The 14,133-nt window shown below is 53.1% G+C and carries 13 protein-coding genes; all 13 read left to right on the plus strand.

The window, feature by feature from the left end; translation table 11 throughout:
- Window positions 1–651, plus strand: coding sequence for a protein-L-isoaspartate(D-aspartate) O-methyltransferase (locus tag A4E33_RS14025; protein ID WP_292349049.1), 651 nt, complete (start codon window positions 1–3; stop codon window positions 649–651).
- Window positions 648–1,268: a cyclase family protein gene (locus tag A4E33_RS14030; RefSeq protein ID WP_363054487.1), complete on the plus strand. Its 621-nt coding sequence runs from the start codon at window positions 648–650 to the stop codon at window positions 1,266–1,268. The genes A4E33_RS14025 and A4E33_RS14030 overlap by 4 nt, the downstream gene beginning before the upstream one ends.
- Window positions 1,269–1,270: 2 nt before the next feature.
- Window positions 1,271–1,882: a hypothetical protein gene (locus A4E33_RS14035; RefSeq protein ID WP_292349050.1), complete on the plus strand. Its 612-nt coding sequence runs from the start codon at window positions 1,271–1,273 to the stop codon at window positions 1,880–1,882.
- 75 nt (window positions 1,883–1,957) lie between these two features.
- A complete protein-coding gene (locus A4E33_RS14040) occupies window positions 1,958–3,208 on the plus strand; it encodes a phosphopentomutase/phosphoglucosamine mutase (protein WP_292349052.1) in 1,251 nt (416 codons plus the stop codon).
- A 23-nt stretch (window positions 3,209–3,231) separates the two neighbouring features.
- Window positions 3,232–4,431: a bifunctional sugar-1-phosphate nucleotidylyltransferase/acetyltransferase gene (gene glmU, locus A4E33_RS14045; RefSeq protein ID WP_292349054.1), complete on the plus strand. Its 1,200-nt coding sequence runs from the start codon at window positions 3,232–3,234 to the stop codon at window positions 4,429–4,431.
- A gap of 8 nt (window positions 4,432–4,439) precedes the next feature.
- Window positions 4,440–5,594, plus strand: a complete 1,155-nt coding sequence (gene glmU, locus A4E33_RS14050; protein WP_292349056.1) for a bifunctional sugar-1-phosphate nucleotidylyltransferase/acetyltransferase — start codon at window positions 4,440–4,442, stop codon at window positions 5,592–5,594.
- A gap of 1 nt (window position 5,595) precedes the next feature.
- Window positions 5,596–7,341: a glutamine--fructose-6-phosphate transaminase (isomerizing) gene (gene glmS, locus A4E33_RS14055; RefSeq protein ID WP_292349057.1), complete on the plus strand. Its 1,746-nt coding sequence runs from the start codon at window positions 5,596–5,598 to the stop codon at window positions 7,339–7,341.
- Window positions 7,338–7,937 carry an acyltransferase gene (locus A4E33_RS14060; protein ID WP_292349059.1) on the plus strand — a complete coding sequence of 200 codons (600 nt, stop codon included), beginning with the start codon at window positions 7,338–7,340 and terminating at the stop codon, window positions 7,935–7,937. Before glmS ends, A4E33_RS14060 begins: the two co-directional genes overlap by 4 nt.
- Before the next feature lie 48 nt (window positions 7,938–7,985).
- Window positions 7,986–9,119 (plus strand): glycosyltransferase, encoded by a 1,134-nt coding sequence (locus A4E33_RS14065; protein WP_292349061.1) that lies wholly within the window; start codon window positions 7,986–7,988, stop codon window positions 9,117–9,119.
- A 63-nt stretch (window positions 9,120–9,182) separates the two neighbouring features.
- Window positions 9,183–11,795: an oligosaccharyl transferase, archaeosortase A system-associated gene (locus A4E33_RS14070; RefSeq protein WP_292349062.1), complete on the plus strand. Its 2,613-nt coding sequence runs from the start codon at window positions 9,183–9,185 to the stop codon at window positions 11,793–11,795.
- Window positions 11,796–11,878: 83 nt separating this feature from the next.
- A complete protein-coding gene (locus A4E33_RS14075) occupies window positions 11,879–12,172 on the plus strand; it encodes a DUF2098 domain-containing protein (protein WP_292349064.1) in 294 nt (97 codons plus the stop codon).
- Window positions 12,173–12,516: 344 nt separating this feature from the next.
- Window positions 12,517–13,752 carry a translation initiation factor IF-2 subunit gamma gene (locus tag A4E33_RS14080; protein ID WP_292349065.1) on the plus strand — a complete coding sequence of 412 codons (1,236 nt, stop codon included), beginning with the start codon at window positions 12,517–12,519 and terminating at the stop codon, window positions 13,750–13,752.
- 2 nt (window positions 13,753–13,754) lie between these two features.
- Window positions 13,755–14,132, plus strand: a complete 378-nt coding sequence (locus A4E33_RS14085; protein ID WP_363054526.1) for a PIN domain-containing protein — start codon at window positions 13,755–13,757, stop codon at window positions 14,130–14,132.
- Window position 14,133 lies beyond the last annotated feature (1 nt).

The following is a 14,133-nucleotide window of genomic DNA, read 5'->3' on the forward strand; positions in this document are numbered from 1 at the left end:
ATGGAAGCATATCCCCGGGCTGAAGAACGACGGATCATGGTGGAACGCCAGATCGCAGCCCGGGGCATCCGCGACAAACGCGTGCTCGGGGCAATGCTGGAGATCCCCCGCCACCTCTTTATCCCGCCTCCCTACGATCGGTCAGCATATGATGATAATCCGCTCCCGATCGGCAACGGGCAGACTATATCCCAGCCATACATCGTTGCGCTTATGACGGAACTGCTCCGCCCGAAAGCTACTGATAATGTCCTTGAGATCGGTGCAGGAAGCGGGTACCAGGCTGCGGTACTTTCCCTGCTTGTACGGAAGCTGACCACCATCGAGCGCATTGCAGCTGTTGCGGATCTCGCGCGAAGAAACCTGAATTCTCTTGGCATCAGCAATGTCACGGTCATCGAGGGCGATGGCACTCTCGGCTATCCGGCTCATGCTCCCTATGACGGCATCATCATCACCGCAGCAGCACCTGCCGTACCCCGGCCTGTGATTGAACAGCTTGCCGAGGAAGGGATCCTGGTTGCACCCATTGGCGGCCGTGACATCCAGGATCTGGTCATCCTCCATAAAAAGGGGGGCAATTGCAGGCAGGAGTACTACGGGGGGGTACGGTTTGTACCGCTTATCGGCCGGTACGGGTGGGAGAATTGAAACCATTGAAAATCATCGACATCACCCGGCCACTGAAAGAGGGGATGCTCGTGTTTCCCGGGGATATCATCCCGTCCTTCAGCCAGTCGGATCATGGCAGGTATCTCATCAGCGACCTGCACCTGAGCTCCCATACCGGAACGCATATCGATGCACCGGCACATTATCTTAAATCCGGCGATACCATTGACACCGTCCCGCTCAGGAACCTGATGGGCGGGTGCCGGGTCATCGATGTGAGCGGGGCGGGATCCCTCATCACGGCGGCTCATCTCCGGGGAATGATTCGGGGAGCAACGCGGATACTGCTTAAAACACGGTTTTCAGGTATGGATACCTTTACCAATGCATATCCTTCGCTTGCTCTCGATGCGGCATTCCTGCTCACGGATGCCGGGGTGGAATGCATCGGGATCGACTCCCCCTCCATTGAATCGTTCGAATGCGATGGTTCCGTGCACCGGCAACTCCTGGAAAAGGGATGTCTCATCATTGAAGTGCTTGATCTGTCGGGAGTACCGGAAGGGGATTATGAGATGGTGGCGCTCCCGCTCCGGCTTGAAGGTCTTGACGGTGCGCCTGCCCGGGTCGTCCTTATACAACACCTGGAGGAATAACCATGGATTTGATACGGGATTCGGTACTGAAGATTCGGGAACTCCTGGAACACGGGGGGTGCGGGGAGGGGGATGTCCTTCTTGATGTGAATCCAAAAGCTGTGAACTGCCAGTTTGAGAAAGGTGCGTGCATGACTGCATCATTCGGAGGAAGAACTGCGGATTTTGTAACATTCGATCCCATCAGGGCGCGGACAAGGATTTCTTTCATGTACGATGCCCCGCTCGATACCCCGGCAACGAGGGGTGCTGCATCCGCCATCATCAATGTTGTCACCGGCTTTTTCTGCCTGTCACGGGTGCTCCATGCATGCCCGGAGTCATCCCACGCAGCCTGTCTTGCAGAATTTCGGCCGTATATCGGGAACCGGAGGGTATACGTTGTCGGAGAAATTCCGGCATTCGGAGATCACTTCAGAGGGCAGATCGTCCCGGATCCGGAACATGCCGATATCATCCTGATCGGGGGGGATGGTATGGTCATTTCAGGAACCGGAAACCTCATCGAACGGTACCGGGAAAAGAAGAGAATCGTCGGTATCGGACCATCCGTTGCCGGGATATGCCGGATCCACCAGATTGAACACTGGTGCCCGTACGGCAGATCTTCATGAGATCCGTTCTTCCGGAATCCTCTGCCATCTTTTCAGGGATAAAACTCTTTTTAGACAGAGAACCAATGATGTTGCATGCTGTTCGGCTCCTCGGGAATACGGGGTAAATATAACCTGAATCTTGCTGATATCGCCCTGAAGGCCGGTTCTGTCCTGGGATCCGGTTCTCCTGATATAATCGTTGGTATAGATACCCGGACAACCAGCCCCATTCTTGCACATCTGGTTACTGCCGGAATTCTCGGGTCCGGAGGATCTGTCAGGTCTGCAGGGATTGTTCCAACCCCGACCGTGGCATTTTGTTCCCGGCTGGCGCAGGCCGGTTGCATGATAACTGCATCCCATAACCCGGAAGACTACAACGGGCTGAAACTGTTCAACAGGGACGGGTCATCGTTCACAAAAAAACAACAGGCAGAGACAGAAGAGCTGCTCGGCGCCTGTCACTGGACGGACTGGAAACACCAGGGGCATGAACACACATTTGATGCCATCACCCCCCATATAAAGGCGATACTTGACGGCGTGGATATCCCTCACGGCGGATCAGCTGTCCTGGATTGCGGGAATGGTGCAGGAAGTACGCTCACCCCGTCTCTTCTCTCGGATGCGGGCGTGAAGACAACCTGTATCAACTGCAATCCGTCGGGACATTTCGGACGCCCGTCCGAACCCCTGGAAGAGAATGTCTCGTATCTTGGGGAAATCGTGAAAAAAACCGGTGCACGCTGTGCCGTTGTCCACGATGGCGATGCCGATCGCATGATGGCATTCGATAACAGGGGCAGGTATATCAGCGGGGATCACCTTCTTGTGCTCTTTGCACGATATCTGGGTGCAAAACAGGTTGTAACGACAAGCGACGCATCGATGATTATCGAGGACACGGCGGAGGTGCGGCGGACACCGGTTGGCGATGCCTATGTATCGGAAGAACTCCTGAAATGGGGTGATTTCGGGGGTGAACCATCCGGTGCCTGGATCTTCCCGAAAATCTCATACTGTCCTGACGGGCCCTTTGCCGCGACCCTCTTTTGTGAAATGTCTTCTGAATGGGATATTGCACAGGAAATCGATGAAATACCATCATACCCTCTGATACGGGAGTCGTATCACTGTGAGAATGCCCGGGACATCCTTCTATCGCTCGGCGCTTCCAGCCCGACGGATGGTATACGCATGAGCGGGGAGGATGGATGGTACCTGATCCGGGCAAGTGGTACCGAGCCCAAGATCCGGATTACCGCTGAAGGTAAGACACCCGCAAAGGCGAAAGAACTCCTGACCATGGGGAAGGAACGTATTCAGAAGGGGAAAACCCCTTAAATGTTGCAGGAAGAGCTGTAGGTATGGAATGTGTCGTTCTCGCCGCAGGAGAGGGGAAGCGGATGCGCCCCCTCACGGCGAAACGTCCGAAAGTGATGCTCCCGCTGGCGAACCGGCCGATGATGGAACATCTGGTTCTCGCGACGCGGGATGCCGGGATCAGCGATTTTATCTTCGTCGTAGGATACGGGGAACGGGAGATCCGGGCACATTTCGGCGACGGTTCCCGCTTCGGGATCAGGATAACGTATGCCGCCCAGCGACACCAGCAGGGAACGGCAGATGCTGTCAGGTCCGTCCGGGATCTGGTGACCGGCCCGTTCCTCCTGATGAACGGTGATATGATCCTGAACCATGCCGATATTGCAGACTTCATTCAACGCCCTGCCCCGTGTATGGGTATCAGTACGACAGATCACCCGGGGGATTATGGCGTTGTGCTCGTCAGCGATGACAGGGTCATATCACTTGAAGAGAAATCACCCCACCCGAAATCCAACCTCATCAATGCGGGGCTGTACCTCCTCTCTTTGGATATATTCGACCTCGTTGACAGGGTGAAACCCTCGGCCAGGGGCGAACTCGAGCTTACGGATGCCCTTGCCGGGCTGATCGCAGAACGGAAGCTCGGGACATACCGGCTCCCGTACTGGATGGATGTCGGGTATCCGTGGGATATGCTCGACGCGAACGCAATCCTGATGGAGAAAAATCCCGGAAGTATTGCCGGGACCGTTGAAGACGGGGTGACACTCAAAGGCCCGGTCCAGGTCGGGGAAGGCAGTATTCTCAGGTCCGGAACATATATCGAGGGCCCCTGCATAATCGGGAACAACTGCCGGATCGGACCCCATGCATATATCAGGGGGTCGACAAGCATCGGTGATGACTGTCATATCGGGTATTGTACGGAGATCAAGAATTCTATCATCATGACGGGAACAAAAGTCCCTCACTTCAACTATATCGGCGATTCGGTTATCGGCACTCACTGTAACTTCGGTGCAGGCACCAAGGGGGCAAATCTCCGGCATGACCACGCGAACGTCAGGGTATGCGGGAAAGATACTCGCAGGAAGAAATTCGGTGCGATCATCGGTGACAACGTCCAGTTCGGGATCAACTGCTCCATCAATGTCGGGGCTGTGATCGGCAGTAACGCACAGTTCGCGCCGAACTCATTCATTGAAGGATGTATTGGAGACAATGCAAGTATCCGGTAGGTAACACAATGCAGGCAGTTATTCTTGCAGCAGGGGAAGGAATCCGGGTCCGGCCGCTCACCAGGAGTAGGCCGAAAGCAATGATCCCGGTGGCAAACCGCCCTATCATTGAATATGTGATCGATGCACTTCTGAAAAACGGTATCCGTGACATTATCGTTGTCGTAGGATACCGCAAGGAACAGGTGACGCGGTTTTTAAACGGGCTCGAAGTCCCGGTTGAAGTTGTGGTCCAGGAAAAACAACTTGGCACGGCCCACGCTCTCCAGTGCGCAGAATCACTGATCAAAGGAGATTTCCTCGTCCTTCCGGGCGATAATTATATCGACCCCCGGTCCATCGCCCGTATCCGCGATACGACAAACGCTGTCCTTGTCAAGGAACACCCCAGTCCCTCGAATTTCGGGGTCGTTTTCATGAATAACGGCCTCGTGACCGATATCGTGGAAAAGCCAGAACATTCCCCGAGTTTCATGGTGAGTACGGGCATCTGTTCCCTGAAAAAGAGCTTCTTCTCCTATATCCGGGGAACCGATATAACCGATGCCGTGGCGGGAATGATCCAGGCCGGAGAACCTGTCCGGGCTGTTCCGGCAGATGACTGGCAGGATGCCATATTTGCCTGGGACCTGGTAAAAATGAACAGGCGCCTTTTGAAAAACATACCGAAAGCACGGGAAGGCACCGCAAGCAGACAGACCATCATCCAGGGACAGGTCAGCATTGGAAAGGGAACGAGAATCGGCCCGAACACGGTTATTACCGGTCCCGTTGTTATTGGAGATAATTGCGAGATCGGGCCAAACACGGTGATCCTGCCCGACACGAGCATCGGCTCGCGTGTCAGCCTGAATCCATTCTCCATCGTGGGTGATTCGATAATCATGGATGATTCCACAATCGGATCGCATTCCCGGATCGTGGACAGTGTTATTGGCGAACGGTGCAGCCTTGGTGATCATACATCGGTTACCACCGCTCCCGGTCTCATGGAATTCGAAGGGCATGCCATCCGGTCGGAGTTCGGTGCGGTTCTCGGGGATAATGTTTCCAGCGGCCCGTTCACGGTATTCAAGAACAGTATCGTCGGAAATAATGTAACGATCGAAAGCCAGGCACGTATCTCCTCCCGTATCGTACCGGACGGATCCCTGGTGATATAACGTGTGTGGCATTATCGGGTACATTGGCAGGAGAGATGCAGCCCCCCTTATTATCGAAGGCCTTAAAAAACTCGAATACCGGGGCTATGATTCCTTTGGCGTTGCGACTGCGGGTGCCGGTATTGATATCGCCAAACACCAGGGACGTATATCAGAGAAGGGTGGTTCGGCTGCACAGCTCAAAGGAAAAGCAGGTATCGGCCATACCCGCTGGGCAACCCACGGGGTGCCCAGTGACAGGAATGCCCATCCCCACACCGACTGCAGCGGAACGATCGCACTTGTCCATAACGGGATCGTTGAGAACTATGCCTCCCTGAAACGGGAGCTTGAGTCGCGGGGGCATACATTCCGGTCAGAGACCGATACCGAGGTGATCGTCCATCTCGTTGAGGAGGAGTATGCAAAAAAACCCGACCTGCTGGCTGCCGTTCAGGCCGTTATCCCCCGGCTTGAAGGATCGTACGCAATCCTTGTCCTTGCTGCCGGCGAAGACCGGATCGTGGCAGCCCGGAACGCGAGCCCCCTTGTTATCGGGATCGGGGACGGAGAGTTTTTTGCGGCATCGGATATGACCCCGGTCATAGAATTCACCGAGCGGGCAGTTTACCTTGAAGACGGGGATACGGTATCCCTTTCAAGGAAAAACGTCGAGATCTACTCCCATGGCAAACCCGTATCCCGGCCGGTGGAACTTATTGACTGGTCGCTTGAGGATGTCAGGAAAGGCGGATTTGCCCATTATATGCTGAAGGAGATCTACGAGCAGCCCCTGGCATTCTATAATACCATCCGTTCGATGGATCCCGCGGCGCTGCCAGAAGAAGTTCTTCGGGCATCATCGGTGACGGTCGTTGCCTGCGGCTCCTCGTATCATGCAGGTCTGATTTTCAAGTACCTTCTCGAAGAGATTGCGGGTATTCCGGCCCGGCTGGAATTTGCATCCGAATTCAAGTATTTCCCCCCGCCGGTTTCAGGACTTGTCGTCGGGATTTCCCAGTCCGGCGAGACGGCCGACACCCTGGCGGCCATGAAGTATGCCCGAAGTGCCGGTTGTCATACCCTCGCGATAACAAATGTACTGGGGAGCAGCATCACGCGGGCAGCCGATACCACGTTGTTCATGCGTGCCGGACCGGAAATCAGTGTCGCGGCAACGAAATCATTTGTTGCGCAGCTCGCAATCCTGATGCAGATTGTCAACAGGATTTCAGACAGGAAATGTGATGAAATACTGCTGCAGGCACACAAGGCTGTCGAAGAGATCCTGCTCATGGATCTCGGCGAGGCTGTCAGGGTGTGTGAGAAGGCACAGAATATCTTTTATGTAGGGCGCGGACCATTTTACCCGGTCTCCCTTGAAGGGGCATTGAAGATGAAGGAGATCTCCTACATCCATGCCGAGGGATACACCGCAGGTGAACTCAAACACGGACCTTTTGCCCTGCTTTCCCCGGAAACCCCGGTCATTGCACTCTGCATGCCCGGCAATACCTATGGGGTCATGATCTCGAATATCAAGGAGATGAAGGCGCGTGGGGCGCCGGTCATTGCCATCGGGGTTACCGGTGACAGGGAGCTTCCGGATATTGTTGACCTCTTTATCGCTGTCCCGAATACTCCCTTATTTACCCAGATCCTCACGTGTCTTGTCATCGAGCAGCTCCTTGCGTACCATACAGCGGTAGCCCTCGGAAGGGATGTCGACAAACCGAGAAATCTTGCAAAGAGCGTGACAGTCGAATGAGAGAATATGGTATCAACCAGGTAGGACAAGGCGTGCAGGTATTCGAACCGGTGACGATAGGGTTTCCCTCCCGGGAAAATATCGGCAGAAGCGATTATCGGGGTACAACGATCGGACGCAACGCCGTTCTCAGGCCGGGAACAATAATCTACTGCGATGTCATCATCGGGGATGATTTCCAGAGCGGCCATAATTGCGTGATCCGCGAGAAAACCCGTATTGGTAACCGGACCATTGTCGGGACGGCAACGGTCATTGACGGGAATACAACAATAGGCAGCCGTGTCAGCCTGCAGAGTATGGTCTATATCCCTACGAATACAACGATAGGTGATCATGTTTTCATAGGACCGAATGCTGTCCTGACCAATGATCGGTATCCTCCCTCCTCCGGACCTCTCATCGGTCCAACGATTAAAGACGGGGTGGCTATCGGAGCAAATACCACGATCCTTCCCGGGATATGTATCGGTGAAGGTGCGTTTGTTGCAGCCGGTTCTGTTGTTACCCGCGATGTTCCGGATCATACGATGGCCATTGGATCGCCTGCGAGGATCAGGGATCTTCCGGAAGAGATGCGAAAAAGAGGAGAATAATAATCCATTCACCTGACGAGATCGTGAAAGATCCGGACCAGTTCTGCCATGAAGATCCTCCTTGTTTCAACCCAGGATTACATCCACCATCCGATTCCCTCGCGTCATCATTATATTTTTGAAGAACTGGCAGAGCGTCATGAGGTTCATGTTGCCCATTTCCATGTCAGCCGCGGGGAAACGAGACCAACCCGGCTGATTGTTGAGGAGGCGACCCAGTTCCCGTTACAAAGCCCTCTCTTCCATTATACCCTGAATACACCGTATCATTACCTTGTTTTTAACAATCTCCTCCGAGACAAGGGATTCGATGCGGTCGTTGCTGCTCATGTCCTTGCCGGTTCCGCGGTAATCCGTGCAGCGAAGAGATATGAGGTGCCGCTCGTTTTTGACCTCAAGGACTGGTTCCCCGACTCAGCAGCAGCCTATTTCAAGAACCGGCTGATGCAGGGCCTGGTCAGGAGGACAGTCTGGGAGATAACGAAACGGAACCTGGCAGACAGCGATCGCATCACGACGGTTTCTCCCTCGCTTGTTGAAAAACTCGGGAGGCTGGGCTTTACGGCAGGTCTTATCACCAATGGCGTTGACACCGGCCTGTTCCGGCCAATGAGCGGAGACACGGCACGGGCTGAGCTCGGAATTGGTGCGGATGAATTTGTTATTGGTTTCTCGGGAAGTGTGGAACGCTGGTATGCCATCGATAACATGATCCGGGCACTTCCGGAACTAATCCGCTGCCATCCCCGGACCCGGCTCCTGGTTATCGGGGGATCCCTGTTCACCGATTACCGGCATGAACTTGAAAACCTTGCACGGGACCTCGGTGTTACCGACCGGGTGATCTTCACCGGGACGAAACCATACCACGAACTTCCCCGGTATATTGCCTGCATGGATGTCTGTACAATCCCCTTGTCTCCCCCCCAGTGGGGGGATATTGCACTCCCGAACAAGTTCTTTGAATATTCAGCCTGCGGAAAACCTATCGTTATGAGACCAATACCGGATGTTGCCCGTATCGGAGGACCCAACCTTTTCGTGTATAAAACACAGGAAGAGTACATCGCACAGATACGGTCATTGATGAAGAATCCCCGAACGTTCAGTATCAACCTTGAAAAGTACAGCTGGAAAGAGAAGGCCTGCCAATTCGAAGATCTCCTACAAAGTCTCGTCTGATACCATTATCCAAATTTATTAATGGTCCCAGCTGAAACGTACTTACCACAAAAGGTAGGTTCCATGATAACACTTGATTTTAAAAGCCGGCGTTTCTATATCATCGTCGGTCTCGTTACATTTTTTTGCCTTTTCGCCCTCTGGCTCCGCCTCCTGCCCATGCTTGTCAGCGGAAATACCGATGTCCTGATGCTCGTGGCAAGCGACGATCCGCTCTATAACCTGCGGCAGGTTGAGCAGATACTCGCAAATTTCCCGGAGTATGCATGGTTTGACCCGATGACGAATTACCCGCACGGGTCTCCGATCTACTGGGGTCCTCTGTTTCCCACCGTTATTGCAATATGTTGTCTTCTGACAGGCGCGTCAACCCGGACGGAGATCATCAGCATTGGTCTTCTCATCCCGCCGCTCATGGCAGTGGCTACGATCGCCCTCATGTACTTTGTCGGAAAAACCTGCGGCGACTGGAAAACGGGGGTCATGTCGGCGGGATTTCTCGCAATTATCACAGGGCAGTTCTTTTACCGTTCCCATTACGGGTACATGGACCACCACATTGCAGAAGCCCTTTTTTCAACGTTATTCTGTCTTTTCTATATGTATGCGATCCTGACAGAGAAAGGGTCGCACATAGATCTGAAAAATCCCGGATCCTACAAATCACTCCTGCTGGTCTCCGGCCTTGCAGGAATTGCATACCTCCTTGGTCTCCTGACAATGCCGACCATGATCCTCTTCGCGATGATCGCCGGGATTTTTACCGTTATCCAGTTCATCATCGATGTCTGGCGCGGTCGATCAAGCGAGTACCTGCTTCTCATCAATATCACGATCTTCATCATTGCAATCATCGGCATGCTGGTCTTTGGATTTAAAAATCCGGGCATCGATCTTTCGACGTACTCAGTCGGCCACATCATCGCATATCTCGGGATGATCATCGGGACGGGCATATTGTATCTCCTGCAGATTTACCTGAAAGAGAGAGAGAAAATCTATTATCCTGTTGCACTTGCAGGATGCGGACTCGCTTTTGCACTATTCCTGTACCTGGCTATCCCGCAACTGTATACACTCCTGATTTACGATCTCTTCTCATTCTTCGGCCAGGCTCCGGTCACCGAGACCGTTCAGGAAGCCCGCGGGTGGGCGCTGGACATGGCATGGCATACGTTCAACTACGGTCTCCTCCTGATGGCCGGCGGTATCCTCGTGATGATATACAAGAACCTCCATAACGAACATCCCGAACAGGTCTTTGCCCTGGTCTGGTCTATCGTCATGTTCTTTTCCACGTGGCAGCATGTCAGGTACGAGTATTATCTTGCCATCAATGTCGCCCTGCTCGCTGCAGTCTGTGTAACATATATTTTTACCCGGGGACTGCCGGATATCAGGCACCTTATGTCCGGGGCATCCTCCCATCACGACGAAGGGGCAGGGAAAGAGAATGTACCTGCTCCGGGGGCCACGGCAAAGAAGCAGAAAAAAAGTCATAAAGCCGTATCGCGCCACACAACAATCAATTATCCCCTTGTGGGAATTCTTGTTATCACCATCGGGCTCTCCCTGCTTTTTGCCTACACCTCGGTTTCCTATAGTTACACAAGTTCTGTGGCCATCTCAACGAGGATGAACGCGGACTGGCGGGAATCGATGGAATGGCTGGGAAACAATACACCGGAAACGGGTGTCGACTACCTGAAAATTTACGACCGGAAATCGTTTGAATATCCTGCAGGATCGTATGGTATTATGTCCTGGTGGGACTACGGGCACCTCATAACCTTCATTGCAAAACGCATTCCCAATGCCAATCCGTTCCAGCAGGGGGTTGCAGGTTCTGACGGGGCAGCTGCATACTTCATGTCAACCAGTGAAGATGCAGCAAATGCCATCCTTGACCGTATCGGCACCCGGTATATCGTAACGGATATTGAAATGGACACCGGAAAATTCTGGGCCATGTCCACATGGAACAACGCGACTCTTGCCACGGATCCCTACCAGATGATCATGATCCTCCAGCGTAATGATAATCCCAATAGTGCCGATCTTGCCCGGCTCAATAAGCAGGAGTATTATATGACAACCATCTCCCGTCTCCATAATTTCGATGGTTCGATGGGAACCCCTACCGTTGCATATTATATTGAATATTCGGACCCTTCCATCACTTCAGCGTACTACCCGCTTATTACCACAATTAAAAAAATGGATGCGGCAGAAGCGAGACTCCTGGCCCTGCAGTATAACCTCAATTCCACGAATCCCGCAAAGCATGCAGTCGTCCTGAACCCGGATTCAACGTCCGATATCGTGCGCCCGATCGATACCGTTCCTGCGTTGCAGCATTACCGACTTGTCCATGAATCACCAACGAATGTATTCGATGTCAAGACCGGTGTGGATGTCAGGTATGTGAAAGTCTTCGAATATGTGAAAGGGGCCCATATCAAAGGTGAAGGCATCATTGAAGTACCTCTCATCACCAACACCGGGAGAACATTCACCTACCGTCAGGCAAGTGTCAATGGTGAATTCATCGTTCCCTACCCGACGACAGGAAATCCCTATGGTGTGAAAACCACGGGAAAATATACCATCACCGGGACCGGGAAAGAGTATGAAGTACCCGAATCGGCGGTGTCCGGGGGATTGACAATCCAGTAATTTCTTTTGTATCACGATCGCTTTTTTTACCAGGGTCGAATCCAGACAAAAAATATATCGGAAGGAAACAATCATTCTCCGGTATGTCAGCGGATGAGATAGCTCTTGGGACAAGAGTCCGTTATCCAAAGACCGGGACAACAGGTAAAATCCTTCATATCGAGCAGATCAGGGGGGAAACCTTTGCCGAACTTGACAGCACCCATCTCCTGTACCGTATCGACCAGCTCTCCCCGGTAACAGGAACTGAAAAAACGGTCTCATCGACCATTGAAGATGCCAAAAAAGTGATTGAACGGGAACGTGAATTCGCATCGGGCAGCGGTCTCCAGGACGCATTGAAGAATATCGACCAGAGCTGTGAGGGCGGGGGCTGATACACCGGCAAAGCTTTGGCGAATTCTTCTTCATTTTTACCTTTTTTCTGAACCGTTAAAAAGAAGTTCTGGTTTTTTCCAAAAGAACAACCGGCAGGTGTGCCGGGGATCAACAAACGGCGCAATAACCGGGCATTTCCGTGGTTTGACCGACATTCAGGATAAGAAAATGTGGAGTTCTGGATTGAATTTATGTATAAGGCGCGCAATATGATTATCAGCTATCGGCCGGAACACGGTGGGATCTGGTGGTATCACGGCATCCCACAGGGCCAAAACAATAAATATTCATGGCAAGGTGGCCAGACCGGCCATCTTTTCGCGGTAAGGAGGTTCGATTTCATTTGCATGATGTGACAATCCCCAGTGTCAATATCGGAGTTGTCGGTCACGTTGACCACGGCAAGACAACGCTCGTGAACGCGCTCACCGGGACATGGACAGACCGGCACAGTGAAGAAGTAAAGAGGGGTATCTCTATCCGTCTCGGGTATGCCGATGCAACGTTCTACCGGTGCGGGAAATGCGAGGGCCCTGATGCGTTCTCAACAAAACCGGACTGCCCGGTGTGCGGGGGGAAAGGAACACCCTTCCGATCCATATCCTTTGTCGATGCGCCGGGACATGAAACCCTGATGGCAACCATGTTGTCGGGATCCGCGCTGATGGACGGTGCGATGCTGGTAATTGCAGCGAGCGAGAAATGCCCGCAGCCGCAGACAAAAGAACATCTCATGGCACTTGAACTGGTCGGTATAAAGAATATCGTTATCGTCCAGAGCAAGATCGATGTTGTCAGCCAGAAAGAAGCGATTGACAATTACCAGGAAATTAAAGCATTTGTCAAAGGAACAATCGCAGAAAATGCACCAATCATCCCCCTGTCGTCTCAAAAGGGTATCAACATCGGGGCTCTTGTCGAGGCGCTGGATCAGACGATCCCCGAGCCAAAACGTGATCCCGATGCAGAACCGGTCATGCTTATTGCCCGTTCCTTCGACGTGAACAAACCCGGATGCAACTGGAAGGATGTCAAGGGAGGGGTCGTAGGAGGATCGCTTATCCGGGGCATTCTCCATGCCGATGAGAAAATTGAGATACGGCCCGGGAGGCAGACTCAGGTCGAGAACCGGATAAAATGGATCCCTATCGTCACGACAATCACCTCGATAAACGCCGGATCCAAAAAAGTTGACGAGGCAACCCCCGGGGGCCTGCTCGGTATCGGGACAAAACTGGACCCGGCACTCACCAAGAGCGATGCGCTCGCCGGGCAGGTTCTCGGGCACGAGGGAAAACTTCCGCCGGTGTGGGATAAGATCCGGTGCAGTGTTACCCTGATGGAACGGGTTGTCGGTGCGACAAGCGAACTTATCATCGAACCACTGAAACATTCAGAACCCCTGATGCTTTCAGTCGGAACCGCGGTAACCGTCGGCGTTGTCAGCAACACGAAAAAGGATCATGTTGAGATCGTACTGAAGCGGCCCGTATGTGCTGAAACGGGGTCACGGATTGCTATCAGCCGGCAGGTGGGAGCACGCTGGCGCCTGATCGGGATGGGCGTACTGGGAGAATAAAGATTCTCCTTGACGCAAATGCACTCATGATGCCGGCACAGTATCAGATCGATCTCTTTGATGAGCTTCGCGCGCTTGTCGGGGGATATGAACCGCTTGTGCTGAAACGGGTTATGAACGAACTGGAGGGCATTTCCCGGGAGAAAGGGCAGACGGGGGCCGCGGCACGGATGGGCCTGACCATAGGCAGCAGGTGTACTGTTGCCGAGGATAAGGATCTGAAACCCGGAACCGTCGATGAACAGGTTGTCGATTATGCAGTACGGAACGGATGCCTGGTTGTCACCAATGACCGTCGTTTACGGGATGAACTGTATGCACGCGGGATCGGTGTAATATCAATGAGAAAACAGAAGAAACTGGAGTTATTGCGGAGGTAGA

This window comes from Methanoregula sp. PtaB.Bin085, from assembly GCF_002067035.1.
In the GTDB taxonomy this organism is placed as follows: Archaea; Halobacteriota; Methanomicrobia; order Methanomicrobiales; family Methanospirillaceae; genus Methanoregula.